Here is a 26,615-nt window from a genome sequence, read left to right as displayed (position 1 = left end):
CTCCGGGACAAGGGGGCCGGGTGGAATGGCGCCATGAGTCGTGGCAACCCAGGCTTGGGGATAATCGTTAAGTTCTTGATTTGTTCCTTTTGCTGAGCCACTGTCGCCCCATGTCGCAGCCTGCTTCCTTCGCACGACCTTTTCCGCTGGCGCGGCAACCCTGGCCCATGCGGTAGGGGCAGGGCTCGCTCATGGCGCAACCTGCAGGAAGCCGGCCGGGTCTCGACCAGCCGGCATTGATTGCCGCATTGCGGGCCCGTGTATCGCGCCTGGAAGGCGGCGGGCGTCTCGCGCATGGCATGGCCACGATTCCGATCTGCGACGGCATGGGCCTGCCCGGTGATGGCCTTGCCCGCGCGACCCTGCATGAGATCTTGGCGACGGAGCCCGGCTGCGGGGCTGCCTTCGCCGCCGTAATCCTGGCCCGCAGCGGCGGCACCGTCGTCTGGATCGCTGGCAGTTCGGATGGGTTGGCCGCTTGGCCACCTGGCCTTGCCCGCTTCGGCCTGCTGCCGGCGAATCTGATCCTGGTCCGCGCCGATGGATGGTCCGATGCGCTCTGGGCCATGGAGGAGACGCTGCGGTGCCCTGCGGTTTCCGGTGCCGTGCTGGCATCGGACTGGCAAGCGGACCCGGCTGTGGCCGCGCTGGATCTGACGGCCAGCCGCCGCCTGCAACTCGCGGCAGAAGCCGGCGGCGGCATAGGGCTGCTACTGCGGCCCGCCATCCTGAATCCTCCCCCCAGTGCCGCTGCCAGCCGCTGGCGGATCGCGCCCCTGAATACCACGGGTCCCGGCCATGGCCTGGGTGAGCCGTGCTGGCAGTTGGAACTGCTGCGCCTGCGTGGCGGCAAGCCGGGTGGCCCCTGGGCGGTGACTTGGCAGGCCGGGCAGATCGTGTGGACTACGGCAGTACGGATCGCATTATGAGCCTCGAAGCCCGCCGCTTCCTGGCATTGCATCTGCCGGATTTTGCGACCGACCGGATGCACCGTGCCGAATCGGATCTGCGTTTCGACGAACCGCTCGTTATCTGGGTCAAGGAAGGACCGCGCCGAATCGTCGTGGCGGTGAATGCCGCCGCGGCAGAGGCCGGCCTGCGGCCCGGCCAAGCCCTTGCCGATGTCCAGGCCATCGCCCTGTCGCTCAGCTTGCGTCCCGCTGATTTTGCCGGCGATGCCCGCATGCTGCACCGTCTTGCACTCTGGGCGCGGCGCTTCACGCCGTTGGCAGCGGTAGATCCACCGGATGGCCTGCTGCTCGACATCACCGGCTGCGCCCATCTGCTGGGTGGAGAAGCCGGGCTGATGCAGGATGCCCTGGCGCGGCTGCGGCGCGCCGGCTTCGCCGTGCGTGGTGCGGTGGCGGGTGCCGCGGCCACGGCGGGGGCCCTGGCCCGTGCCAGAAGCGATGCACCGATCGTGGTGAACGGGGCCGAAGCGGTGAACGTGGGGTCGCTGCCGCTGGGCCTCGCCTTGCGGCTGGACGCAGACTTGGCACTGGCCCTCGCGCGGCTCGGCATGCGCAGGGTGGGAGACCTGCAGGCCTTGTCCCGCGCATCGCTCGCCCGCCGCTTCGGGGTTGAGCTGCTGCACCGGCTGGATGCCGTAACGGGCCAGCGGCGCGAGGCCATGCATCCCATCCAGCCTCTTCCTGAACTTGCCGTCACACAGGATCTGGCAGAGCCGATCGTCACCCGGGCCGGCATCGAGGCCATGCTCGACCGGCTGCTGGAGGCTTTGGGCGATAAGCTGCGCGAGGCAGGGCGTGGGGCCCGGCAGGTAACGCTGCTGGCTTGGCGCATGGATGGCGAGGTGCAGGAGGTTGCCGTCCGCGCCGGCCAGCCGACCCGTACCGCGGCGCATCTCCGGTATCTGTTCCGTGACCGGCTGGAAGGCCTGGAGCCGGGCCTTGGCTTCGAGCGCATGGCCTTGGAGGCACGCGCGACCGATCCCATGGCCGCGGGCCTGCAGACAGTCCTCGCCGTCGGTGGTCGGCAGGATGACGGCGTCGGCTTGGCCTTGGCCCAGTTGTTGGACCGCATCCGCCAAAGAACGCGGGTGCATCGCGCGGCACCCCGAGCCAGTCATTGGCCGGAGAGCATGGTAGCCCGGCTCGACCCTTATGACGCCGTGCCTACCATGCCGATGGATTGGGCCGTGCCGGATGCACCGGTCCTGCTGCTGCGGCGGCCGCATCCGCTCGACGTGGTGGCCTTGTTGCCGGATGGCCCGCCCTCGCTGCTGCGCTGGCACGGTGCCGCGCACCGCGTGCTGCGTGCCGCAGGGCCTCAACGCCTGGAGCCCGCATGGTGGCACGGGCCCAGACTACCGCCCGGCCGCGACTATCATCGGGTGGAGCTTGCCTCCGGCATACGCCTTTGGGTCTATCGGGCGGGGCCGGATGCGTCTGACCTTTGGCTACTGCACGGGCATCTTCCGTGATCGGCTACGCGGAACTGGCTGCGCGCTCTAACTTCTCCTTTCTCGACGGTGCCTCGCATCCGCATGAATTGGTGGAAACGGCGAAGGCTTTGGGTCTGGCAGGAATTGGATTCTGCGATACGAATTCCCTGGCCGGCGTGGTGCGCGGCCATGCCGCAGCGAAGTCGGCGGGGCTGCCGTTCCGTGTCGGCTGCCGGCTGATCCTGGAAGATGGCAGCCAATGGCTGGTCTGGCCGACCGACCGTGCCAGCTATGGCCAATTGACGGTCCTTCTCTCGGATGGCCGGATGACAGCGCCCAAGGGGGAATGCCGGATCAGCCGTTCGGCCATGCTTGCGGCTGCCGATGATTGGGTGCTGGCCGTTATCCCGCCTGCCGACCTCGCGCAGGGCTTTGCTGAAAGCCTGCGTGCCGATGCCGCCGCCTTGCAGGACCGGTTGGCCCTGCCCTTGCTGCTGGCGGCATCCTGCGCCTTGCGTGGCAATGATCAGGCGCGCCTCGATGATCTGGCATCCCTGGGGCCCGAGCTGCTCGCCATCGGCGACGTGCGCTATCACAATCCGTCACGCCGTCGCCTGGCCGATGTGCTGACCGCCATCCGCCTGCGCATCACGGTGGATGCTCTGGGCCATGCTGCGGAACCGAATGCGGAACGCACCCTGAAGCCGCCGGCCGCGGTCGCGCGCCTCTTCGCCCGCCACCCGGCCGCATTGGCGAATACCCTGCAGGTGCTGGAGGCAACGGCCGGTTTTTCGCTGGACCAGCTTCGCTACGAATACCCCGATGAAATCCTGGAAGAAGGCCGCAGCGCCCAGCAGACGCTGGAAGCGCGGGTCTTCGCCGCATTCGAGACGCGCTGGCCCAAGGGCGTGCCCCAGGCCATCCGTGACCGCATCACCCACGAACTGAGGCTGATCGAGCAGCTCGACTATGCGCCTTACTTCCTGACCGTGCATGAGATTGTGCGCTTCGCCCAGGCGCAGCAGCCGCCGATCCTGTGCCAAGGCCGCGGCTCTGCCGCCAATTCCGCAGTGTGCTATGCGCTGGGTGTCACCGCCGTGGATCCGGCGCAGCATGACCTGTTGTTCGAACGCTTCATCTCCCTCAGCCGCCAGGAACCGCCCGATATCGACATCGATTTCGAGCATGAGCGGCGCGAGGAAGTCATCCAGCATCTCTATCGACGTTATGGGCGTGATCGCGCTGCGCTCTGCGCCACCATCATCCGCTATCGCGCGCGCAGCGCGATCCGCGAAGTGGGTCGCGCCATGGGCCTCACCGCCGATATCACGGCGCGGCTGGCCAAGGCCAGTTGGGGGCCGGGGCGGGAGCTGGGCTTCGCGGAGCTGGCGGCCGGGGAGGGGCTCGATCTCGCCGACTTCCGCCTGCATCTGGCCATGGAGCTCGCGGAGGAACTGACCGACTTCCCGCGGCATGTCGCAACCCATGTCGGTGGCTTCGTCATCACCCGTGGCCCGCTGATCGAGCTTGCGGTGGTGACCAATGCCGCCATGGCGGATCGCACGACCCTTGAATGGGACAAGGACGATATCGAAGCGCTGGGCATCCTCAAGGTGGATGTCCTGGGCCTCGGGATGCTGTCCTGCCTGCGCCGCAGCTTCGACCTGCTGCGGCAGCATGCCGGCCTCAGTCTCGACCTGGCCTTGCTGCCGAAGGAATGCCCCGAAACCTACACCATGCTGTGCCGGGCGGATTCGGTCGGCGTCTTCCAGGTGGAAAGCCGGGCGCAGATGAACATGCTGCCGCGCCTGCAGCCGAAGCAATTCTATGACCTGGTGATCGAAGTGGCGATCGTCCGGCCCGGGCCGATCGCCGGGGACATGGTGCATCCCTTCCTGCGGCGCAAATCCGGACAGGAGCAGGAGCACTATCCCTCACCTTGGCCCCATGAAGGCCCGCCCGACGAATTGTATCAGGTGCTGCATAAGACCTTGGGCATACCGCTGTTCCAGGAACAGGCGATGCGCATCGCCATCGTCGCGGCACGCTTCACGCCCGATGAAGCCGATCAGCTGCGCCGGGCGATGGCCACCTTCAAGGCGCAGGGCCAGGTTGAGAAATACCGCGAGAAGCTGGTCTCCGGCATGGTGCGGCGCGGCTATGAGCGAGGCTTTGCCGACCGCGTCTTCGCGCAGATCGAAGGTTTCGGCAGCTATGGCTTTCCGGAAAGCCATGCGGCCAGCTTCGCGCATCTCGTCTATGCCTCCTCCTGGCTGAAATGCCACCATCCCGCGGTCTTCGCCTGTGCCTTGCTGAACAGTCAGCCGATGGGCTTTTATGCGCCTGCCCAGCTCGTGCGCGATGCGCGGGACCATGGTGTTGCGATCCATCCCATCGATATCAACGCCAGCGTCTGGGACTGCACGCTCGAAGCCCATCGGGACAGCAGCGGCGGCCTGGCATTGCGGCTGGGCTTGCGCATGGTGGTGGGACTGGCGAGGGAGGCCGCGACAGCCCTTCTCGATGTACGCCAGGCGCGCAACGGGGCGCCCTTTGCCTCGGTCGAGGAACTCGCCTGGCGTACCGGGATCGGCCGTCGCGGGTTGGATGCCCTGGCCGCCGCCGATTGCTTCGCGGGCCTTGGAACCAGCCGGCGCCATGCAAGCTGGGAGGCAAGCGGCGTGGTGGACGGACCGCATGCATTGCCGCTCTTCGCCGCCGCGGCCGATCCCTTGGCGCGCGAAGGCTCCCTGATGCCTGAAGCACCGTTGGCGCTGCCGCCCCTGACCGAGGGCGAGATGGTCGTGGAGGATTACCGGACGACCGGCCTCACCTTGCGGCAGCATCCCCTGGCCCTGTTGCGGCCACAGCTCTCGGCGTTGCGGCACGCGGATACGCGCCAATTGCAGGAGGTGCCAGCGGGGACATCGCTCTGCCTGCCGGGACTGGTGCTCATGCGCCAACGCCCTGGTTCGGCCAATGGCGTGGTGTTCCTGACGGTCGAGGATGAGCACGGCACCGGGAATCTCATCGTCTATCCTGATGTCGGGCTCCGCTATCGCGCCGCCTTGATCGCCGGCCGGCTGCTGCTGGCGGAAGGCCAGGTGGAACGCGTGACGGAGCACACCAGGGTCCCGATCACGCATCTCATCGTCCGCAGGCTGGTCGACCGATCGGACCTGCTGGATGGCCTGCTGCAACCGGGTATTGCCACCGGAGACACGGACTGGGCCGAACGGAACCTGGGCCGTTCCGATGAGGTAAGGCGCCCGGAGCCCGAGCGGCGTAAGCCGAAGGCGCGGCTGCCGGGAAGCCGGGACTTCCGTTAGGCTGTCGCAACCCTGGACGTCGGGCAGCCGCTCCCATTACGCTTCCCCTCAATCAACGGCCGCTGCTGATGGGCCGAAAAAGCTCAGGGAGAGACGTCATGGCATTCCCGCTTTCACGGCGGCGCCTCATGGCGGCCGGCGCTGCAGTCGCAGGCAGCAGCGCCTGCGGCACCCCGGCCAGCGCGCAGGCTCCCTGGCCGAACCGCCCCGTGCGGCTGGTGGTCGGCTTCACCGCCGGCAGCTCCACGGACGTGACGGCACGCATCTTCGCGCAACGCTTCAGCGAAGCCTGGGCGCAACCGGTCGTGGTAGAAAACATCGCCGGCAATGGCGGCGCCATCGGCCTCGACCGCGTCGCCAAATCCGCCCCCGATGGCTACACGCTGATCTGGGCGGCCAATGGCGCCTTGACCGTCCTGCCCAGCCTGCAGACCCTGCCCTTCGACCCGTTGAAGGACCTGGTCTCGATCGGCCTGACCCTGTCGATGCCCTCGCTCATCCTGGTCAATCCCGGGCAGCCCTGGCGAAGCATCCCGGCTCTCGTGGCCCATGCGAAGGCCAATCCGGGCAAGCTCTCCTACGGTACGCCCGGCGTGGGCACGCCGCAGCACATCACCGCGGAGATGCTGTGCCACCAGGCCGGCATCCGCATGGAGCATATCCCCTATCGTGGCGCCAACCTGGCGGATGTCCTCGGTGGTGCCGTGCCGGTCGGGATCCAGAATAGCGGGGCGGCGATGCCGCTGGTCCGCGATGGCCAGCTCCGCTGCCTCGGCGTCACTTCCCTGACCCGTTCACCCAATGCCCCGGATCTGCCGACGGTTGCCGAACAGGGCTTCCCCGGCTTCGAGGCCATTTCCTGGTTCGGCCTCATGGCCCCGGTGGGGACGCCTGCCGCCATCACCCGGAAGGTGCATGACGCTGCCATGCGCGTGCTGGACGACGTGGAGATGCAGGCGAAATTCGCCAGCCTCGGCTTGGACGTGGCCGGCAGCTCGCCCGATGCGATGCGCGCGACGATCGCCGCCGATATCCCCAAATGGGCGAAGGTGATCGCCGAGGCGGGACTGTCCCCCACGCGGTAAGCCACCGGCCCCGGCATGGGTTGCGCAATGGCCCAGGCCATGGGTTCATCCTGCAACGGGTCGGGGGAAACGAACCATATGCAGAGCTATGACTTCATCGTCGTCGGTGCGGGATCCGCCGGGGCCGTGCTGGCCAACCGGCTATCGGCCGATGCGCGCCACAAGGTCCTGCTGCTGGAGGCAGGGCCTGCCAGCCATCCCTGGTCCCCCATCCCCATCGGCTTCGCCAAGCTGATCACCAACCCCGCCGCCAATTGGCTCTACAACGCCGAACCGGAACCCAGCACCAAGGGGCGCCGCATCCCGGTGCCGCGCGGCCGCATGCTCGGCGGCTCCAGCGCGATCAACGGCCTCGCCTTCGTGCGGGGCCAGAAGCAGGACTTCGACACCTGGGCCCAATTGGGCAACCAGGGCTGGAGCTACGAGGACGTGCTGCCCTTCTTCAAGCGGATGGAATCCTACGAGGGCCACGGCGACGACACCTTCCGTGGCCGTGCGGGCCCGCTGCGCGTCACCAATCCGGAACCGCGCGACCCGCTGATGGCCGCCCTGATCAAGGCCGCGGGCGAGGTCGGGATCGCCCATAACCCGGACTACAACGGTGCCACCCAGGATGGCATCGCCATGAGCCAGGCGACCATCGCCGCCCGCCGCCGGATGAGCACCGCCCGCTGCTACCTGGACCCGATCCGCGGCCGGGCGAACCTGCGGATCGAGACCGGGGCGCTGACCGAAGGCCTGCTGCTGGACGGCAAGCGCTGCATCGGCGTGCGCTACTGCGTGGCCGGCGTCCTGCACGAGGCGCGAGCGGGCCGGGAGGTGGTGATCAGCGCCGGGTCGATCAACTCGCCCCAATTGCTGGAGCTTTCCGGCATCGGCCAGCCCGAGCGGCTGCGGGACCTTGGGATCGAAGTCCAGCATGCCCTGCCCGGGGTCGGCGAGAACCTGCGCGACCATTATGCGCCGCGGACCCGCTGGGCGATCGGCACCAAGGGCCTCACCTACAACGATACCGGCCGGGGACTGGGCCTGGTGCGTCAGGCAATGGATTATGCCGTGTTCGGCAAGGGCCTGCTGAACATGGTGGCGGCACCGCTGCGCGCCTTCGTCCGCTCGCGTGAGGGGCTGGAGGCTCCGGACCTGCTGCTCGGCTGGGTGCCGATGCTGACGGAGCCGGGGCCGAAGGGGCCGAAGATCTCCAGCCAGTCCGGCATGACCTGCTACGCGCATCCGATGCGGCCGGAAAGCAAGGGCCATATCCATATCGCGGCGGCGGACCCGCGCCGGCCGCCGGCCATCAATTTCAACTTCCTGTCCTCGCCCGTCGATGCCGAGCTGACGGTGACGGCCATACGGATCGCGCGTGCGGTGATGAACGCGCCCTCGCTCACGCCGCTACGGATCTCGGAGCTTGCGCCGGGCGAGACGCAGACCCGTGACGATGAGATCCTCGACTGGGTGAAAGGCTCCGCCGAGACGACCTACCACCCGGTCGGCACCTGCAAGATGGGCACGGATGCGATGGCGGTGGTGGATGCCCGGTTGCAGGTGCATGGCATCGCCGGGCTGCGGGTGGCCGATGCCTCGATCATGCCGACCCTGACCTCGGGCAATACCAATGCCCCGGCGATCATGATCGGGGAGAAGGCGGCCGACATGATCCTGGCCGCCGCTTGAAGGCAAAAAGGCCCGGCTGCTTCGGCAGCCGGGCCAGCCGGCCTCAGCCGTCGATCACCGCCAGGACTCGCGGCGGCGACATCGGCAGCGCGTAGAACCGCTTGCCGAGCGCATTGGCGACCGCATTGGCAACGGCGGCCAGCGGCGGCACCAGCGGCACCTCGCCGACGCCGCGCACGCCCTGCGGGTGCTTGGGGTTCGGGATCTCGATCATCACCGTGTCGAGCATCGGCAGGTCGGAGCAGACCGGCATCCGGTAGTCGAGGAAGCCGGCATTATCCACCTTGCCGTTCTTGTCGTAGATGTATTCCTCGCTGAGGGCCCAGCCGATGCCCTGGGCGGCGCCGCCCTGCATCTGGCCTTCGACATAGCTCGGATGGACCGCACGGCCGACATCCTGGAACGAGGTGTAGCGCAGCACCCGGACGATCCCGAGGTCCGCATCCACTTCCACGTCGCAGATATGGGTGGCGAAGCCGCCCTCGGCGCCCGTGGTATTGAGCTGCACGCCGGCACCGATCGGGCCGCCCGTCTCGCTGGCGCGGGCGGCGATCTGCGCCAGGGTCATGCCCGGAAACTTGCCGGCATTGTCGCCGGCGGGACGGGCCTCGCCATCCTCCCAGGTGACGGCTTCCGGGTCGATCTTCCAGATCTTCGCGGCGCGTTCCTTGAGGGTGGTGATGACCTTCTCGGCGGATTGCGTGACCACCATGGCGGAGGCAAACAGCACGCGGCTGCCGCCGGTGAGGTTGCTGTACCCGATGGTCGCGGTATCGCCGATCAGCACGGAGACCCGGTTGTAGTCGATGCCGAGCAGTTCCGCAGTGATATTGGCGATGGAGGCGCGCGAGCCGCCGATATCCGGGTGGCCCGTGGTCACCACCACGTTGCCGTCCTCGGTGATGTTCACCTGGGCGCTGCTCTCGCCGCCGGCGTTGAACCAGAAGCCGCTGGCCACGCCACGGCCCTGGAGCTTGCCGAGCGGCGCCTTGTAGTGGTCATGCGCCTTCGCCGCCTCGAGGGTCTCGACGAAGCCGATGCGCGGGAAGACCGGGCCATGCGCGGCCTTGGTCCCCTGCTTCGCGGCATTCTTCAGCCGCAGCTCCAGCGGATCGATCTTCAGCGCCTCGGCGAGCTCGTCCATGACGCATTCGACCGCATAGGCACCGATCGGCGCGCCCGGGGCGCGATAGGCGGCGACCTTGGAGCGGTTGGAGACGACATCGAAGCCCAGCGAATGGACATTCGGGATGTCATAGGGGGCGAAGGCGCAACCGGCCGCGCCGCGGATCGGTGAGCCGGGCAGGGCACCCGCCTGAAGATAGAAGGTGCCCTGGCCGGCCACGATCTTGCCGTCCTTGGTCGCGCCGATCTTGACGGTGCTCTTCGAGCCCGAGGTCGGGCCGGAGGCGCGGAAGACCTCCTCCCGGCTCATCGTCATCTTCACCGGGCGGCCGGACTTCTTCGCCAGCAGCAACGCCACCGGCTCCAGGTAGATGATGGTCTTGCCGCCGAAGCCGCCGCCGATCTCCGCCGGGATGGCGCGGATGTCGCTCTGCGGGATGCCCGTCAGCAGCGAGGTCATGGCACGTACCATGAACTGCCCCTGGGAGGAGCTGAAGATCGTCGCCTTGCCATCGCCCGAGACGCTGACCAGGCAGGCATGCGGCTCGATATAGCCCTGGTGGACCGGCTCGGTGCTGAAGCTGCGCTCGATGACCACGTCGGCCCCGGCGAAGCCGGCATCGACGTCGCCGAGCTTGTGCTCGAGCTTGCCGGCGATGTTGGAGGGCTTGCCCTCGAACTGGATGAAGTCGTGCAGGATCGGCGCATCCGGCTTCATCGCGTCATCGATGTCGATGACATGCGGCAGCACCTCGTAGTCCACCACGATCAGCTTGCAGGCCTCCGCGGCGATCTCCTCGGAGGTCGCGGCGACGGCGGCGACGGGGTGGCCATGGAACAGTGCTTTCTCCCGCGCCATGACGTTGCGGCACATCCAGCGCATGTCCTGGATGCCGAGCATCACCGACTTGTCGAGCGGGAAATCCACGACGTCCTTGGCGGTCACCACCGCCTTCACCCCCGGCAGCGCCTCCGCCTTGGAGGTATCGATGGACTTGATCCGGGCATGGGCATGCGGGCTGCGCAGCACCTTGCCCCAGATCAGCCCGGGCATGGTCGTATCGGCGGAATAGGCGGCGCGGCCGGTGACCTTGTCGGCACCATCCGGCCGGATGGTGCGCTGGCCGATCCATTTGTTGCTGATGACGTTCACAGCGCGGCCTCCCTCATGTCGGCGGCGGTTTCCATCACCGCCCGGACGATCTTGTCGTAGCCCGTGCAGCGGCACAGGTTGCCGGCCAGCCAGAAGCGGACCTCGGTCTCGCTCGGGTCGGGGTTCCGCTCCAGCAGCGCCTTGGCCGCCATCAGCACGCCCGGCGTGCAGATGCCGCACTGCAGGGCCGCCATCTCGAGGAATTTCTGCTGCAGCGGATGCAGCGCCTCGCCGGTCGCCATGCCCTCGATGGTGGCCATCTCGTGGCCCTCGGCCTCGACCGCCAGCATCAGGCAGGCACAGACCAGGCGGCCATCCAGCAGGACGCTGCAGGCGCCGCAATCGCCGGAGCCGCAGCCTTCCTTGCTGCCGGTCAGCCCGAGCGGGCCGCGCAGGACATCGAGCATGCTCTGATGGGGTTCGCAGAGGAACTCCATCGGCTCCCCGTTGATGGTGGTCGTGACGTGTTGCTTGGCCATGGGTTCAGCCCCCCTTCGCGCGTTCGGCGGCGATCGCCACGGTGCGCTTCAGCAGCACGCCGGCAACCTTGGTGCGGTAGACGATGGTGCCGCGCTTGTCGTCGATCGGCTTGCAGGCGGCGCGGCAGGCCGCGGCGGCGGCTTCCACCGCGGCGTCGTCCAGCGTGCTGCCGATCAAGGCCTTGGCGGCATCGGCCACCAGCAGCACCGTCGGCGCCACGGCGCCGAGGCCGACGCGGGCGGCGGTCACGGTGCCGCCGTTCATCGTCAGGCTGACGCCGACGCCGACCACGGCGATATCCATCTCGGTCCGCGGGATCATCCGCAGATAGGCATCGGAGGAGCCCGCCGGACGCGGCGGCAGGGTGAAGCTGACGAGGATCTCGCCCGGCTTCAGGTTGGTGCGGCCGGGGCCGGCCGGCACCGCTTCCACCGGCATCTCGCGCTGCCCATCCGGGCCCTGCACGGTGACGACGGCGCCGGCCGCGATCATCGCCGGCACGCTGTCGCCGGCGGGGGAGCCGTTGCAGAGGTTGCCGCCGGGCGAGGCGCGGCCCTGCACCTGGGTGGAGCCGATGAGGTTCACCGCTTCCAGCACGCCCGGCCAGACCTTGCCGAAACGCGGATGCTCGCCGAGTACCGCGCCGGAGACCGCCGCGCCGATGCGGAAGCCGCCTTCGGCGGTCTCCACGATGCTGGTCATCTCATCGATCTTCTTGATGTCGACGATCAGGCCCGGCCGGATGACGCCGGCGCGCATCTGCACCAGCAGGTCGGTGCCGCCTGCGAGGATGCGGGCAGCACCCGCGGCCGCGGCGAAGGCACCAACCGCCTCGTCGAGCGTTCGTGGCGCCACGTATCGAATATCTGTCATGATTGCTTCCCATCCCCGCTGCACCCCGTTGGCTCAGGGTGAGGCCCCCCCGGTCAGGCCACGAAGTCAGGCGCACAGGGGTTGCTCAAGGCTACGCTGGCAGGGAAGGGCAGCATAGCCCCCTCGTAGGGCGCAATCCCGCGCTGTCAGCCCCGGGTGGCGAGATGCGCGATCGCTTCCGGCAAGAGGGCCGGGTCGCCCACGGCAAGAACACGGCCATCGCTGTCCAGGGTCAGCGGTTCGCCCGCCCAGCCGGTGACCCGGCCGCCGGCGCCCTCGACCACCGGGACCAGGGCCGCCCAATCCCAGGGCTTCATCGTGCATTCCGCGACAACGTCGATCAATCCAAGCGCCAGCAGGCCATAGGAATAGCAGTCACCACCCCAGGTGACGCGGCGCGAAGCCGTGCGCAGGCGCTCAAAGCCCGGCCGGTCCTTGGCTTCGAACATATCGGGACTGGTGCAGGACAGTTCGGCCTCGGCCAGCACCGGGCAGGGCCGGCAGCCTGGCGTACCGCCAAGCGGAGAGTGAAAGCGCGTGGGGCGGCCCTTGGCACCGATCCAGCGCTCACCGACGCCCGGCTGGTCGATCAGCCCCAGGACAGGCACGCCGTGGTGGAGCAGGCCGATCAGGGTACCGAACAGCGGACGGCCGGTGACGAAGGCCCGGGTGCCATCGATCGGATCCAGCACCCAGAGGTACTCCGCATCGGCCCGGTCGGGACCGAATTCCTCTCCCCAGATGCCATGGTCGGGAAAGCGTTCCCGCAACAGGGTGCGCATGGTCAGCTCCGCCTGGCGGTCGGCCTCGGTGACCGGGCTGGCATCGCCCTTGGCCTCGACCAGCAGCGGGCTGCGGAACAAGGGGCGGATGACCGCCCCCGCAGCTTCGGCGGCCGCCTCGGCCGCCGCGATGAACTCGTCCATCTATAGCCCTTCCTGTTGCGGTGCCGGTGGCGCCCAGCCGCGGCCCGGCACGCTGGCCAGCAACGCCTGGGTATAGGGATGGCTCGGCGCGGCGAAGATCGCCGCCGTCTCGCCCTGCTCCACCACCTCGCCCCGGTGCATCACCAGGATGCGGTCGCAGACCTGGGCGGCGACGCGCAGGTCATGGGTGATGAAGACCAGCGAAAGCGATAGCCGCTGCTTCAGCTCAGCCAGCAGCCGCAGCACCTGCGCCTGGACCGAGACATCCAGCGCCGAGACCGGCTCATCCGCCACCAGCACCGCCGGCTCCAGTGCCAGGGCGCGGGCCAGGCCGATGCGCTGGCGCTGGCCGCCGCTGAACTCATGCGGGAAGCGACCTGCCGCCGAGGGATCCAGCCCGACCAGCGCCAGCATCCGCTCGGCGGTGGCGCGGGCCTCGGCGCGGGAGGCGCCATGGATGCGCGGTCCCTGGGCGATGAGGTCCCCGGCCCGCCGCCGCGGATTGAGCGAGGCGAAGGGGTCCTGGAAGACCATCTGGATATGCCGCGTCATCGGCCGGAAGGCGCTGCGCGTCGCCTCCCGCACCTCCGTGCCGTTGAGTAGGATCGAGCCGCCATCGGCCGGCAGCAGCTTCACCAGGGTGCGGGCGACGGTCGACTTGCCGGAGCCGCTTTCGCCGACGATGCCCAGCGTCTCCCCCTTGTGCAGGGTGAAGGAGACGCCCTGCACCGCATCCACCACCCGGCGGCGCCCGAACAGCCCGCCGGTCCGGTAGGTTTTCCGGAGTTGGTCCACCACCAGCACGGCCGGGCCCTGCGGCGCCACCGGCCGGGCAGGCGGCACCAGCGGCGGCACCGCACCGACCAGGGCACGGGTATAGGGATGCACCGGTGCCCGCAGCACCTGCTGCGCCGGGCCGGTTTCGACGATGCGGCCCTGCTGCATGACCGCCACGCGATCGGCAATTTCCGCCACCACGCCGAAATCATGGGTGATGAACAGCACGCCGGTGCCGCGGCGGGACTGGATGTCCTTGATCAGTGCCAGGATGCGGGCCTGGGTGGTCACGTCGAGCGCGGTGGTCGGCTCATCCGCGATCAGCAGCTTCGGCTCCATCGCCAGCGCCATGGCGATCATCGCCCGCTGCCGTTGGCCGCCCGACAGCTCGTGCGGATAGGCGCGGGCGGCGCCGGGCGGGTCGGGGATGCCGACTTCCTCCAGCAGGGACTGGACGCGGGCCGCCACCATCACCGAGGTCAGGTGCCGGGCGTGTTCCTCCAGCACTTCCGCGATCTGCCGGCCGACCGGCATCAGCGGGTTCAGCGCCGTCATCGGTTCCTGGAAGATCATGCCGATCCGCTTGCCGCGGATGCCGCGCAGCCGGGCGGGCGGCAAGGTGGCAAGGTCCTCGCCCTCGAAGGTGATGCTGCCGCCGGCCAAGGTCACCCGCGGCGCCGGCAGCAGGCCGAGGATCGCCGTCGCGGTCAGCGACTTGCCGGAACCGCTTTCGCCGACGACGCAGAGGATCTCCCCCGCCGCCACGTCGAGGTCGATGCCCTGCAGGGCGAATTCACGGTCGGCGCCCTTGGGCAGCCGGACCGAGACATTGCGGAGCGACAGCAAGGGCGCGCTCAAAGCACCTGCATCCGCGGGTTCAGCGCATCGTTCAGCCCCTGGCCCACCAGGCTGAAGGCCAGCACCGTGGTCAGGATCGCCGCGCCAGGAATGGCCGAGACATACCACTCGGTCCGCAGCACCGCCCGCCCGGCGCCGATCATGTTGCCCCAGGAGGCGACGTTCGGGTCCGACAGGCCGAGGAAGGCCAGCGCGCTCTCCAGCAGGATGGCGATGGCCATGGTCACGCTGGCATAGACGATGACCGGCGGCAGCGCATTCGGCAACACCTCGCCCAGGATGAGCGAGGCATCGCGCATGCCGAGGCCCCGCGCGGCCAGGACGAATTCCCGCGACCGCAGCGACAGGAATTCCGCCCGCACCAGCCGGCAGGGCGCGGTCCAGCCGACCAGGCCGATGGCAATGGTGATCACCTCCAGCTCCGAGCCGAAGACCGCCACCAGCACCAGCAGCAGGATGAAATTCGGCACCGTCTGGAAGGCCTCGGTGATCCGCATCAGCAGATCGTCGACCCAGCCGCCGTAGAAGCCGGCGACTGCGCCGACCAGCACGCCGATGCCGACCGCGACGACCGAGGCGACCAGCCCGATCAGCAGCGAGACCCGGGCGCCATGGAAGATGAACCCCGCGATGTCGCGACCGAGGTTGTCGGTGCCGAGCGGCAGCCGCGGATTGGCGCCCGGCCATTGCAGCGGCCGCCCGGCCAGGGCCATCGGGTCGCGCGGAAAGAGCCAGTCTGCCGAAAGCGCCGCGCCGAGCACCGCGACCAGCAGCACCGCGCCGATGATCCCGGCCGGGCTGCGCAGATAGGCACGAACCGCCTTCATGAATTCGCCCCGATCCGCGGGTCGAGCTTCGCGTAGAGGATATCGACCAGGAAGTTCACAAGGATGACCAGCACGGCGGAGACCAGCACGATGCCCAGCAGGGTGTTCAGGTCCCGCTGCACCACGCTCTCGAAGGCCAGCCGGCCAAGGCCGGGCAGGGAGAAGACGCTCTCGATCACCACGCTGCCGCCCAGCATGGTGCTGAACTGCAGCCCGACGAAGGTGACCATCGGCAGCAGCGCGTTGCGCAGCACATGCCGCCACAGAACATGCCCCTCGGACAGGCCCTTGGCCCGGGCGGTGCGGACGAAGTCGAGGTTCATCACCTCCAGCATGCTCGCCCGCATCAGCCGCAGGTAGATGGCGAGGAAGATCAGCGCCAGCGACAGCACCGGCAGCACCAGATGGGTGGCGATATCCAGCACCCGATCGAGGCCCGTGAGCCCGGCGCCGATGCTCTCGAAGCCGCCCGGCGGCAGCCAGGCCAGCTTCACGCTGAACAGCACGATCAGCATCAGCCCGAGCCAGAAGCTCGGGATGGCATAGAAGACCAAGCCCAGGGTGCTGATGATGGTATCCGGCCAGCCGTTCACCCGCCGTGCCGCCAGCACGCCGAGCACCAGCCCGGCCGAGAAGGCGAAGGCCAGCGCGCAGGACATGAACAGCGCCGTCACCGCCAGGCGTTCCGCGATCACGCTCGCCACCGGCTTGCCGTAGATGGCGGATTGGCCGAGGTCGAAGGTCAGCAGCCGCAGCAGGTAGCGGCCGAGCTGCACCGCGACGCCGGCGTCCAGCCCATACTGGGTCCGCAGCCGCGCCGCATCCTCGGCACTGCCGCCGCCCATCTGGGCCATCAGCGCATCCACCGTATCGCCCGGCGCCAGCTGCAGCAGCAGGAACAACCCGACCAGGATGATGCCGAGCACCGGCAGCGACTGCGCCAGCCGGCGCAGCGCCAATCCGCCGAGGCGCTTCAAGCGGGTGCGAGCCAGGCGTCGTGCCAGCTGCTGCTGGCCCAGCGCGGCGTGTTGTGGCTGCCCATCAGCCGCTTGGAATAGACGCTGATGAAGGCATGCTCCACCGCGGTATGCACCGGCACATCCTCGATCGCGAGGCTGACGAAATCCTGGTACAGCGCCTTGCGTTTGGCCGCATCCAGCTCCGTCGCCGCGGCATCGATCACCGCATCCATGCGGGGATTGTCGTAGCCATACTGGTTGGTCCAGGGCGCGCCGACCGGGCTGCCGGTACGGAACCAGACGGTGGTGCTGACCGCCGGGTCGTTGCGATATTGGTGCCAGCCGGTGGTCAGGTCGAATTCATGGGTACGATAGACGCCGGTGAGGAAGCCGGGGGCATCCCGCGCCTCGATCTCCACCCGGATGCCGATCTCGCGCAGGCTCTGCTGGATGAAGGTGGCGAAGTTCAGCGTATACTCGCCCCAGGGCGCCGGCAGCAGCTTCAGCGGCTGGGCGAAGCGCTGGCCGTTGCGGGAGGGGCGCTTGTAGCCCGCCTCGTCCAGCAGGGCCTCCGCCTTGGCACGGTCGAAGGGATAGGGTGCCGGCCGCGGCACGTAGAAGGCGGTGGAGGAGGAGGGGATCGCCCCGGTCCCGACCTTCGCGTAGCCGTAGAGGAAATTCTCGATGAAGAAATCGAGGTCGAGCGCATGGGCGATGGCGCGGCGCACCCGGACGTCCGACAGCTCCTTCCGCCGCAGGTTGAACTCGGTCACCGTATGCGCGGTATTCCCCTCGTTGCCCTTGGTGCCGACGGTGAAGCGGGCATCCTTCGACAGCCGGGCGATGTCCGATAGCGACAGGCCGGAATAGGGGCTGAACTGCACCTGCCCGCTCTCGATCGCCGCCGCCGCGGCCGCCCGGTCCGCGATGAAGCGCCAGACGATGCGGTCGAGGTAGGGCGCGCCATTGCCGCGCCAGTAATTCGGGTTGCGCTCCGCCATCAGGTACTGGCCGCGCTGATACTCGACGAATTTGAAAGGCCCGGTGCCGATCGGCGCGGTATTCGCCGGATTGGCCCGGATATCCGTCCCCGCATAGACATGCGCCGGGATGACATGGCCGAGGTCCGGCAGTGCCCGCAGCAGCAGCCCCTGCGGCATCGGCCTGGAGAATTTGAAGACCGCCGTGTGGTCGTCCGGCGTCTCCACCGCATCAAGGAATTGGTAGAGCGTGGTGCCGTAGTTGAGGATCTTCTTCCAGCACTCCATGGCGCTGAACTGCACGTCCTTCGCGGTGAAAGGCTTTCCGTCGTGCCATGTCACGCCGCGGCGCAGGAAGAAGGTATGGGTCAGCCCATCCGCCGCGCTTTCCCAGCGCTCGGCCAGCACCCCGGTCGGCTCGCCCGCCGCGTCGAGATCGACCAGCGGCTCGACGATCTTGGACGCCATGACATAGACGCCGGTCGAGGCCTGGATCGCCGGGTTCAGCACCCGCTGCTCGCTGGTGAGCTGCACCGTCAGCGTGCCGCCACGCTGCGGTGCCCCAGGGGACGTCTGGCCGAGGGCCAGCCCAGGCAGCAGCCCGCCCATGGCCATCCCGCCGGCACTCGCCAGTGCCTGCCTGCGCGTCAGCTCCATTACCGGCTCCTCGGTCTGTTGCGGCGCAAAATGCCCAGGGCAGGGCACGGCATGCAAGCCTGTCAGCGACCCTCGCTGCGAAAGGCGAGAATGATCCCATGCGCCGCTGCGGGCGGCACCGCGATGCCATGGGGCCCCTCGATCGCACCTGCCCCGGCCACGCAGCGTGTCGCCGCCGCCCGGTCGGCGACGCGGATCGCCAGGGTCACCGGCCCTTCCTCCGCCAGCCCGGCGAGGTCCAGCCCAGGATAGCGCGCCGCCAGCTGTGCCGTGGTGAGGAAGACCAGTGCCGCCGCCCCCGTCTCCAGCCGCACCGCCCCATCCGGCTCCGCCGCCGGCGCCCGGTCCAGCATGCGCCCGAGCCCGGCTGCCGCGGCGGCGGGATCGGTCGCCAGCACCTCGATGGCATCCAGCCCTTCGGCGGTATTGGCATGGTCCATCAGCCCCGGCACCCAGGTCGCCTCCGGCGTCAGGTGCTGGCAGGCGAAGACCCTGAGGCCGGGGGCCGGCGGTTCCGCCACGTGGAAGGTCTGGAAGCGGGTTTCCGCGGTATGCCCGCCGGGCATGGCCACCGGCCGGCCGAAGTGCTGCACCGGCAGGGTGGCGATGCCCCGCGCTTCCAGCTCGGCGCGGCCGGCCTCGGCATCATGCGCGCGCAGCGCGATGGCCGAAATACCCTCGCGCGTCTCCAGCAACCGCCGCCAGCGGGCGTTCAACTCGGTCGGCACCAGCACGCCGAGCAGCTCGAAGTAGTCCTGCCGCAGCATCACGCAGGCATTGCCGGTGCCCATATGCGGCGAATGGGTGCCACGCGGGGCGATGGTGAAGCCCAGCCGGGCGAAGCTGGCCGCCGCCGCGTCCAGGTCCCGCACCAGCACCACGCCATGGTCGATCCCGCCCAGATGCGTCAGCATGAAGCCCATTCCTTATCTCTACGGGGCCTCATGTCGCACGCCATCGAAACCCGCGTCACCCGCCTGCTCGGCATCCGCTATCCGATCGTGCAGGGCGGCCTCGCCCGCGTCGCCTTCGCCGATCTCGCCGCGGCCGTCTCCAATGCCGGCGGCCTGGGCCAGATCAGCACCGCCGGGCTGCCCGGCGGGCTCGATGGGCCGGAGGCGCTCCGGGCCGAGATCCGCAGATGCCGGGCGCTGACCGACAAGCCCTTCGCGGTGAATTTCCCGATCGGCCGGCAGGATATCTGGCCAGGGTTGGAGGCGGCGCTGGAGGAAGGCGTCCGCGTCATCGCGCTGACCGCCGGCAACCCCACCCCCTATATCCGCCGCTGCGCCGAGGTCGGCGCCAAGACTCTGGTGCTGACCGCCGGCCCCGAATTGGCGAAGAAGGCGGAAGCCGCCGGCGCCGACATGGTGGCGACCGTCGGCTACGAGGGCGGCGGCCATATCGGCCGTTCCGATGAGACCACCATGGTCATGGTCCCCCGCACCGTCGCCGCGGTGAAAATTCCGGTGCTCGCCTCGGGCGGCATCGCCACCGGGGCCGGGCTGCTGGCGGCCCTGGCCCTGGGCGCGGAGGGCGTCGAGATGGGCACCCGCTTCGTCGCCTCGGCCGAAGCCGTGGCCCATGCCCATTACAAGCAGGCGCTGGTCGGCGCGGTGCCGACCGATACCATGCTGATCAAGCGCACGCTCGGCATGCCTGGCCGCGTCCTGCACAGCGCCTATGCCGACCGCATCGTCGCCGCCGAGGCGGCCGGCGCGCCGAAGGAGGAGATCGTCGCGCTGATCGCCGGCCGCGCCAATGCCCGTGGCACCGATGACGGCGACCTGGCCGAGAGCTACGTCTGGGCCGGCCAGAGCGTCGGGCTGATCGACGGCATCGAGCCGGCCGGCGCCATCATCGCCCGGATGGCGGCGGAAGCGGCCGCCGGCCTGGACCGGCTGCGGGGGATGTTCGCGTGACCGACCCCTGCCGGCTGCCCGCCACCAGCCTGGCCGGCCTGTTCGCCCTTGGCGCGCTGTCCCCGGTCGAGGCTTTGGAGGCATTGCTCGCCCGCATCGCCCGGCTGAATCCGGTGCTCAACGCCATCGTCGCGCTGGACGCGGCCGGTGCCCGTGCCGCCGCCCGCGCCAGCGAAGCCCGCTGGCGGGCCGGGGTACCGCTCTCGCCGCTGGATGGCGTGCCCTTCAGCGTGAAGGACAATATCACCGTCGCCGGCCTGCCCTGCGCCTGGGGCAGCCCGATCTTCCGCGACGTCATCCCGGAGCGGGACGAGCTGCCGGTCGCCCGGCTGCGCGCCGCCGGGCTGATGCTGCTGGGCAAGACCAATGTCCCGGAATTCACCCTGCAGGGCTATACGGACAACAGCGTCTATGGTCCGACGCGCAATCCCTGGGACCCTCGGCTGACCCCCGGCGGCTCTTCCGGTGGGGCGGTGGCGGCTGTCGCTGCCGGGCTCGGGCCGCTGGCCCTCGGCACCGATGGCGGTGGCTCGATCCGCCGCCCGGCCTCGCATGCCGGATTGGTCGGGTTGAAACCCTCGCCCGGGCGGGTGCCACGCTGCGACGGGCTGCCCGCCATCCTGCTGGACCTCGAGCAGATCGGCCCGATCGCCCGCACCACCGGCGATCTGGTTGCCCTGCTGTCCCTGCTGGTCGCCCCGGATGCGCGCGACCCCCTCTGCCGGGCCATGCCGCCTTTCGCCGTCCCGGCCATGCCGCCGCGCCAGCGCATCCTTTATGTGCCGCGTTACGGCACCGCCCCGGTGGACCCTGTGATCGGCGCCAGCGTCGCCGCTGCCGCGCACCGCCTCGCGGCCCTCGGCCACCAGGTGGAGGAAGGCGCGCCGCCCTTCACCGCCGAGGAACTGGCCGCCATCTTCGGTCCCATCGGCCAGGCCGGCCTTGCCTGGCTGATGGCGGAGAAATCCGGTGAGCCGACCGCGCCCATGCTGCGGGAAATGGCGGCGGCCGGCCGAAGCCTCTCGGCGGCGGCCCTGTTCGGCGCCCTGGATGGCATCGCCGCCTTCCGTCGCCGCATGGCAAGCTTCTTCGGTGCCTGGGACCTCATCCTCACCCCCGCCGCCGCGGCGCTGCCCTGGCCGGCCGAGGAGGTTGCCCCGCGAACCATCGACGGCCAGCCGGTCGGGCCGCGCGGCCATGCCATCTTCACCAACTTCGCCAATATCGCGGGCCTGCCCGGCATTGCCCTGCCATCCGCCCCGGCCGCCAACGGCCTGCCGATCGGCTTCCAGCTGGTAGGGCCAGCCGGTGCCGACGGCCTGCTCTGCGCCCTGGCGCTGGAATGGGAAGCGGCGGAACCCTGGGCGCAGCGTTGGCCAGCACTCGCTGCCTAATGCAACAAGTCGCCCTGGAGCGGTTCCAGCGCATCGCCCAGCGCCAGCCGGCCGCCCTCGATGACCTCGGCATAGACGCCGAGGTCCATGTGCCCGAAATGCTCGCGCAGGTCCTTGGGCGGCTTGGCGTCGCGCTCGCCGGTTTCTGGATTCACCTCGGTCGCTGGGCAGCGGACGGTGCGCTTGAAGACCCGAAGCCTCGCGCCCCCGAGCTGGATCTCCTGCCCGACCAGCCCGAATTCCGCCCAGGGCAGACCGCCCGAGACATAGACATTGGCGCGGAAACGCAGCGGGTCGAGGCGCCTGCCGGCCGCCTGCTCCAGCGCCTGCAGGCTGGCCAGGCCGATGATCGAGACCGCCTTGGTCGCCACGTCGGTGAAGTTATGCCCTGGCGCCTCGACGAAGCGCGGGGTGCCCCGCGCCTCCTCGCCCAGGAACGCGGTCAGGAAGGCGGCGATCTCGGCGCGACCGCCGGGGCTGCGCGTATCGCCCAGCAGGGACGGGCCAGCCGGGGGCCGCAGCAGCAACTGGCCCGACCGCGCATCATAGGCGCTGTGCAGCAGGGCGAGCCTGGCATTGGCCATGAGGCAGCCGAAGTGCCGCTTCTGCAACCAGCTCGGGGCGGCGGGGTCGAAGGGCGCGTCGCCCTGGGCCAGGGCGAAGCGGCGATCATGCGGCAGGCATTCGCCCTCCCGCAGCGTCACCTCTTCCAGGGCTTCCGCCGTCAGCCCCTTCACCGGGTAACGGTAGATGTGTTCGACGCGCATCGGAATTAATTCCTCCCGGATCTTGACCCAGCGCAAGGCGAATTACCACATTCGGCGCGACCATGATGCCGCTCGTTGCCGCTGCCGGGGCGAGGGCATCCGTCGCCGTCGAGTCTCGTTATCGGGCGGGCCCGCCAGGGCTGTCCGATGGCCAGAGGAGGGACCAGAAGTATGGACATCGAGAAATTCACCGACCGCGCCAAGGGCTTCCTGCAGGCGGCGCAGACCATCGCCATCCGTGAATACCACCAGCGGGTGACGCCCGAGCATCTGCTGAAGGCCTTGCTGGACGATGAGCAGGGCGCGGCCGCCGGCCTGATCCGGGCCGCCGGGGGCGATGCCGCCAAGGCGAAGCAGGCCGTCGACCTCGAGATCAGCCGTCAGCCCAAGGTTTCCGGCGGGGGCGCCGGTCAGCCCCAGTTCACCCCTGATATCGTCCGTGTCCTGGATACGGCGCAGCAGCAGGCGCAGAAGGCCGGCGACGAATACGTCGCCCAGGACCGCCTGCTGGTGGCGCTCGCTTCCAGCGACAGCGGCGCCGGGCGCATCCTGAAGGCCGCTGGCGCCGATGCCCAGCGGTTGGAAGCTGCCGTCGCCGACCTGCGCAAGGGCCGCAAGGTCGATAGCCAGAATGCCGAGCAGAGCTTCGACGCGCTGAAGAAATATGCCCGGGACATCACCGAGCTGGCGCGCGAAGGCAAGCTCGACCCGGTCATCGGCCGCGACGAGGAGATCCGCCGCGCCATCCAGGTGCTGGCTCGCCGCACCAAGAACAACCCGGTGCTGATCGGCGAGCCCGGCGTCGGCAAGACCGCCATCGTCGAGGGCCTGGCGCTGCGCATCGTCAAGGGCGACGTACCCGAGGCATTGAAGACCAAGCGCGTCATGGCACTCGACCTCGGCGCGATGGTTGCCGGCGCCAAGTACCGCGGCGAGTTCGAGGAACGGCTGAAGGGCGTGCTGTCGGAGACCGAGCAGGCCGCCGGCGAGATCATCCTCTTCATCGATGAGATGCACACGCTGGTCGGCGCGGGCAAGGCGGATGGGGCGATGGATGCCTCCAACCTGCTGAAGCCGGCGCTGGCGCGCGGCGAGCTGCATTGCATCGGCGCGACCACGCTCGACGAATACCGCAAGCATGTGGAGAAGGACGCGGCGCTGGCCCGCCGCTTCCAGCCGGTCTTCGTGGGTGAGCCGAGCGTGGAGGATACCGTCTCCATCCTGCGCGGCATCAAGGAGAAGTACGAGCTGCACCACGGCGTCCGCATCACGGACGGCGCGCTGGTGGCGGCCGCGACCTTGTCCAACCGCTACATCACCGACCGTTTCCTGCCGGACAAGGCGATCGACCTGATCGACGAGGCTGCCTCCCGCCTGCGGATGCAGGTGGACAGCAAGCCGGAGGAGCTGGACGCGATCGACCGCGACCTGATGCGCCTCAAGATCGAACGCGAGGCCTTGAAGAAGGAGCAGGACGTCGCCTCCCGCGACCGGCTGGCCAAGCTGGAGAAGGAGCTGGCCGATCTCGAGGAACGCTCCAACGAGATGACCCAGCGCTGGGAGGCGGAGAAGGGCAAGGTCGTCGAATCGCAGAAGCTGAAGGAGGAGCTGGACAAGGCCCGGACCGAGGTCGAGCTGGCCCAGCGCCGCGGCGACCTCGCAAAGGCCTCCGAGCTGATGTACGGCGTCATCCCGCAGCTGGAGAAGAAGCTGGCCACCGCCGGCGACGGCGACGCGCGCCTGCTGAACGAAGCGGTCACCGAGGAAGGCATCGCCGGCGTCGTCAGCCGTTGGACCGGCATCCCGGTCGAGAAGATGCTGGAAGGCGAGCGCGCCAAGCTGCTCAAGATGGAGGAGAAGCTGCGCCAGCGGGTGGTCGGCCAGCCGGAAGCGCTGGAGGCCGTCAGCAAGGCGGTCCGCCGGGCGCGCGCCGGCCTGCAGGACCCGAACCGGCCGATCGGCAGCTTCCTGTTCCTCGGCCCGACCGGCGTCGGCAAGACCGAGCTGGTGAAGGCGCTGGCCAGCTTCCTCTTCGACGACGAACGGGCGATGACCCGCATCGACATGTCCGAGTACATGGAGAAGCACTCGGTCTCCCGCCTGGTCGGTGCCCCGCCGGGCTATGTCGGCTACGATGAGGGCGGTGCGCTGACCGAGGCGATCCGGCGGCGGCCCTACCAGGTCATCCTGTTCGATGAGGTGGAGAAGGCTCACGAGGACGTGTTCAACATCCTCCTGCAGGTTCTCGACGACGGCAGGCTGACCGATGGCCAAGGCAGGACGGTCGACTTCCGCAATACGATCATCGTGCTGACCAGCAACCTGGGCAGCCAGGCGATCGCTGAACTTCCCGAGAGCAGCGACATCGAGGCCGCCCGGCCCGCAGTGATGCGCGCGGTGCGGGAACACTTCCGGCCGGAGTTCCTCAACCGGTTGGACGAGATCGTACTGTTCCGGCGACTCGCCCGCAGCGACATGGCTTCGATCGTCGATATTCAGCTTACCGGTCTCCGCCGGTTGCTGGAGGATCGCAAGATCGGTCTCGTGCTGGATGACAAGGCGCGGGAGTGGCTGGCGGAAGCCGGCTATGACCCGGCCTATGGCGCCCGGCCGTTGAAGCGGGTGATCCAGCGGGCCCTGCAGGACCAACTGGCCAACCTGGTGCTCGAAGGCCGTATCCATGATGGGGAGCAGCTGACCGTCACCACCGGCACTGATGGGCTGGTGGTCAGCCAGCAGCCGCTGGCCGCGGCTGCCTGACGTCGGGAGGGATTGAGCCTGGGTGTTACTCCGCCCAGGCGACTTCCTGCTTCGGCTCCAGATGTGCGACCTGCGACAGGATCGCCAGGCGTTCCTGCTGGAAGGACTGCAACTCGGCGCCGGCGAGCTGAATGGTCGCGGCAGGCCGGGCAATGGCCGGGTCCACCAGCCGGCCACCTTCGGCAATCTCGTAATGCAGGTGGGGCCCGGTCGCCATGCCGCTGGAGCCGACACGGCCGATGACCTGTCCCTGGCTGACCTGGCTGCCCTGACGGAGGCCGCGGCTGAAGCCGGACAAATGGGCGTAGCGTGTCTCCGTGCCGTCCGGATGCTGCAGCACGATGAGCCGGCCATAGCCCCCGGCGAAACCGGCGCGTGTCACGACCCCATCGGCCGCGGCGAGCACCGGCGTGCCGGTCGGCGCCGCGAAATCGATCCCCTGATGCATCCGGGTGAAGCCCAAGACCGGGTGGCGCCTCTGGCCGAAGCCCGAGGTCACGCGGGCACCGTCGAGGGGTGTACGGAGGAAATTGCGGCGCAGGCTGCGGCCATTCTCGTCGAACCATTCCGGCCCATTGGCGGTCTGCTGCCGCCAGATCGAAAGGCGGCGGTTGCTGAGTAGGAACTCGGCATGCAGCACCTCGCCATCCCGGAGCAGTCCCCCTTCAGCATCACGGAAGCGCTCGAACAGGACGGTGAAACTGTCGCCGACCTGCAATTCGCGTTGGAAATCAACCGAATGCGCCAGCATGCGCACCAGGCCGAGGCCCATGGCCGGGGGGACCCCAGCCTGCTGGAGATCCTGGAAGATCGTGCCCGTGACCTCGCCCCGGGCCAGGACGAGGTGGCGGTGACGCGCCGCTTCTTCCTCCGTGGCCTGCCAGCCATTGGCGGAGCGGGTAACGGTGACCGTACGACCGGGCTGTGGCTCCAGGATGAGAGCCAGCAGGGCATCGTCACGGCTTGGGTCCTGGCGGACCGTGACCTCATGTCCCGGCTGTAGCCGTCGCGGCGAAAAGACGGGCGCAAGGGCTGAGATAGCCGGCTTGGCCTCGTCCGCCTCGACGCCCGCACCGGCCAGGAGCTGGGTCAGCGTATCGCCAGGCTTGACTACGAGGACGCGGACGGCCTCGGTCTGGGGAGCAGAGGTGACCTGGTCGGGTGAGGCTGCCCGAACGAGGGGCGAAGCAGATATTCCGACGAATAGAACGGCCAAAGACAGCCAACGCGCAGAGTGCGCGGCGCGATGCAGCATACAAAACCCCTCCCAGGGCTGAAATATGCCGAAACCTTTCCCGGACTAATCATTATAAGTCAACGGGTTGACGTATTCGGCTTCGAGATGAGTTCAATGAATGGCGGAGCGAAAGCGAAACTTTTGAAAAAGGCGTTTGACAGCTTTCGCACCCAGGCCTAGAAGCCGCCTCCCGACGACGGCGCCTTCGCCGCTCGCCGGGCCGCTGAAGAGCGGGCCTTGACTTCGGCGGCTTCGGCCACTAAGTACTCAGGCCCGCACCGAGGTGTGGCTTCCCTACCCTTACGGGTTTAAACGCTGGTTTGCCGAAAGGTTTCCCAGCGAGGGTCTTGTTCTTTTAAATCCTTATCGGTTATTTGGAAGCGTGTAATATATGCTTGCTGGTTATCCTGTCTTATTGATGGGTT

At 68.7% G+C, this 26,615-nt stretch carries 19 protein-coding genes; 8 read left to right on the top strand and 11 right to left on the bottom strand.

Features of this window, described 5'->3' with window-relative positions; all coding sequences use genetic code 11:
* Positions 1–191: 191 nt before the first annotated feature.
* From AC0IW9_RS13510 to AC0IW9_RS13490, 5 genes are all read left to right on the top strand, one after another.
* On the top strand, positions 192–929 hold the full coding sequence (locus tag AC0IW9_RS13510; protein ID WP_471648782.1) for an ImuA family protein: 738 nt from the start codon (positions 192–194) through the stop codon (positions 927–929).
* The gene (locus tag AC0IW9_RS13505; protein ID WP_471648781.1) at positions 815–2,443 is read left to right on the top strand and encodes a Y-family DNA polymerase; all 1,629 of its coding nucleotides are present in this window, start codon (positions 815–817) and stop codon (positions 2,441–2,443) included. The genes AC0IW9_RS13510 and AC0IW9_RS13505 overlap by 115 nt, the downstream gene beginning before the upstream one ends.
* The gene (locus tag AC0IW9_RS13500) at positions 2,440–5,733 is read left to right on the top strand and encodes an error-prone DNA polymerase (protein WP_471648780.1); all 3,294 of its coding nucleotides are present in this window, start codon (positions 2,440–2,442) and stop codon (positions 5,731–5,733) included. Before AC0IW9_RS13505 ends, AC0IW9_RS13500 begins: the two co-directional genes overlap by 4 nt.
* Before the next feature lie 98 nt (positions 5,734–5,831).
* Positions 5,832–6,818, top strand: a complete 987-nt coding sequence (locus tag AC0IW9_RS13495) for a Bug family tripartite tricarboxylate transporter substrate binding protein (RefSeq protein WP_471648779.1) — start codon at positions 5,832–5,834, stop codon at positions 6,816–6,818.
* 78 nt (positions 6,819–6,896) lie between these two features.
* Positions 6,897–8,495 (top strand): GMC family oxidoreductase, encoded by a 1,599-nt coding sequence (locus AC0IW9_RS13490; protein WP_471648778.1) that lies wholly within the window; start codon positions 6,897–6,899, stop codon positions 8,493–8,495.
* 43 nt (positions 8,496–8,538) lie between these two features.
* On the opposite strand, the gene AC0IW9_RS13485 is transcribed toward AC0IW9_RS13490, so the two are convergent.
* The 9 genes from AC0IW9_RS13485 to AC0IW9_RS13445 all read right to left on the bottom strand — a co-directional run bounded on the left by AC0IW9_RS13485 (position 8,539) and on the right by AC0IW9_RS13445 (position 19,024).
* Positions 8,539–10,773 carry a xanthine dehydrogenase family protein molybdopterin-binding subunit gene (locus AC0IW9_RS13485; RefSeq protein ID WP_471648777.1) on the bottom strand — a complete coding sequence of 745 codons (2,235 nt, stop codon included), beginning with the start codon at positions 10,771–10,773 and terminating at the stop codon, positions 8,539–8,541.
* Positions 10,770–11,252, bottom strand: coding sequence for a (2Fe-2S)-binding protein (locus AC0IW9_RS13480; protein WP_471648776.1), 483 nt, complete (start codon positions 11,250–11,252; stop codon positions 10,770–10,772). The genes AC0IW9_RS13485 and AC0IW9_RS13480 overlap by 4 nt, the downstream gene beginning before the upstream one ends.
* Positions 11,253–11,256: 4 nt before the next feature.
* Entirely contained in the window at positions 11,257–12,126 is an 870-nt protein-coding gene (locus tag AC0IW9_RS13475; protein WP_471648775.1) for an FAD binding domain-containing protein, read from the bottom strand.
* Between the two features lie 146 nt (positions 12,127–12,272).
* Positions 12,273–13,052 (bottom strand): inositol monophosphatase family protein, encoded by a 780-nt coding sequence (locus AC0IW9_RS13470; RefSeq protein WP_471648774.1) that lies wholly within the window; start codon positions 13,050–13,052, stop codon positions 12,273–12,275.
* Entirely contained in the window at positions 13,053–14,687 is a 1,635-nt protein-coding gene (locus AC0IW9_RS13465; protein ID WP_471648773.1) for an ABC transporter ATP-binding protein, read from the bottom strand.
* The gene (locus AC0IW9_RS13460; protein ID WP_471648772.1) at positions 14,684–15,514 is read right to left on the bottom strand and encodes an ABC transporter permease; all 831 of its coding nucleotides are present in this window, start codon (positions 15,512–15,514) and stop codon (positions 14,684–14,686) included. Before AC0IW9_RS13460 ends, AC0IW9_RS13465 begins: the two co-directional genes overlap by 4 nt.
* A complete protein-coding gene (locus tag AC0IW9_RS13455; protein WP_471648771.1) occupies positions 15,511–16,491 on the bottom strand; it encodes an ABC transporter permease in 981 nt (326 codons plus the stop codon). The genes AC0IW9_RS13460 and AC0IW9_RS13455 overlap by 4 nt, the downstream gene beginning before the upstream one ends.
* Complete coding sequence (locus AC0IW9_RS13450; RefSeq protein ID WP_471648770.1) at positions 16,488–18,110, bottom strand: ABC transporter substrate-binding protein; 1,623 nt, start codon at positions 18,108–18,110, stop codon at positions 16,488–16,490. The genes AC0IW9_RS13455 and AC0IW9_RS13450 overlap by 4 nt, the downstream gene beginning before the upstream one ends.
* A gap of 62 nt (positions 18,111–18,172) precedes the next feature.
* Entirely contained in the window at positions 18,173–19,024 is an 852-nt protein-coding gene (locus tag AC0IW9_RS13445; RefSeq protein ID WP_471648769.1) for a VOC family protein, read from the bottom strand.
* A gap of 30 nt (positions 19,025–19,054) precedes the next feature.
* On the opposite strand from AC0IW9_RS13445, the gene AC0IW9_RS13440 reads away from it, so the two are divergent.
* Together AC0IW9_RS13440 and AC0IW9_RS13435 are read left to right on the top strand one after the other, a co-directional pair.
* Positions 19,055–20,032 (top strand): NAD(P)H-dependent flavin oxidoreductase, encoded by a 978-nt coding sequence (locus AC0IW9_RS13440; RefSeq protein ID WP_471648768.1) that lies wholly within the window; start codon positions 19,055–19,057, stop codon positions 20,030–20,032.
* Entirely contained in the window at positions 20,029–21,426 is a 1,398-nt protein-coding gene (locus AC0IW9_RS13435) for an amidase (RefSeq protein ID WP_471648767.1), read from the top strand. The genes AC0IW9_RS13440 and AC0IW9_RS13435 overlap by 4 nt, the downstream gene beginning before the upstream one ends.
* On the opposite strand, the gene AC0IW9_RS13430 is transcribed toward AC0IW9_RS13435, so the two are convergent.
* Positions 21,423–22,193 carry an MOSC domain-containing protein gene (locus AC0IW9_RS13430; RefSeq protein WP_471648766.1) on the bottom strand — a complete coding sequence of 257 codons (771 nt, stop codon included), beginning with the start codon at positions 22,191–22,193 and terminating at the stop codon, positions 21,423–21,425. The two genes, AC0IW9_RS13435 and AC0IW9_RS13430, sit on opposite strands and share 4 nt — an antisense overlap.
* A gap of 171 nt (positions 22,194–22,364) precedes the next feature.
* Between AC0IW9_RS13430 and clpB the strand changes: the two genes are divergently transcribed.
* Entirely contained in the window at positions 22,365–24,953 is a 2,589-nt protein-coding gene (gene clpB / locus AC0IW9_RS13425) for an ATP-dependent chaperone ClpB (protein WP_471648765.1), read from the top strand.
* Positions 24,954–24,978: 25 nt separating this feature from the next.
* Here the strand turns inward: clpB and AC0IW9_RS13420 are convergent, their stop codons facing one another.
* Positions 24,979–26,208 (bottom strand): peptidoglycan DD-metalloendopeptidase family protein, encoded by a 1,230-nt coding sequence (locus AC0IW9_RS13420; protein ID WP_471648764.1) that lies wholly within the window; start codon positions 26,206–26,208, stop codon positions 24,979–24,981.
* Positions 26,209–26,615 lie beyond the last annotated feature (407 nt).

It is taken from the genome of Belnapia sp. AC561, from assembly GCF_979252845.1.
This window is presented reverse-complemented; position numbering and strand designations above follow the sequence as displayed.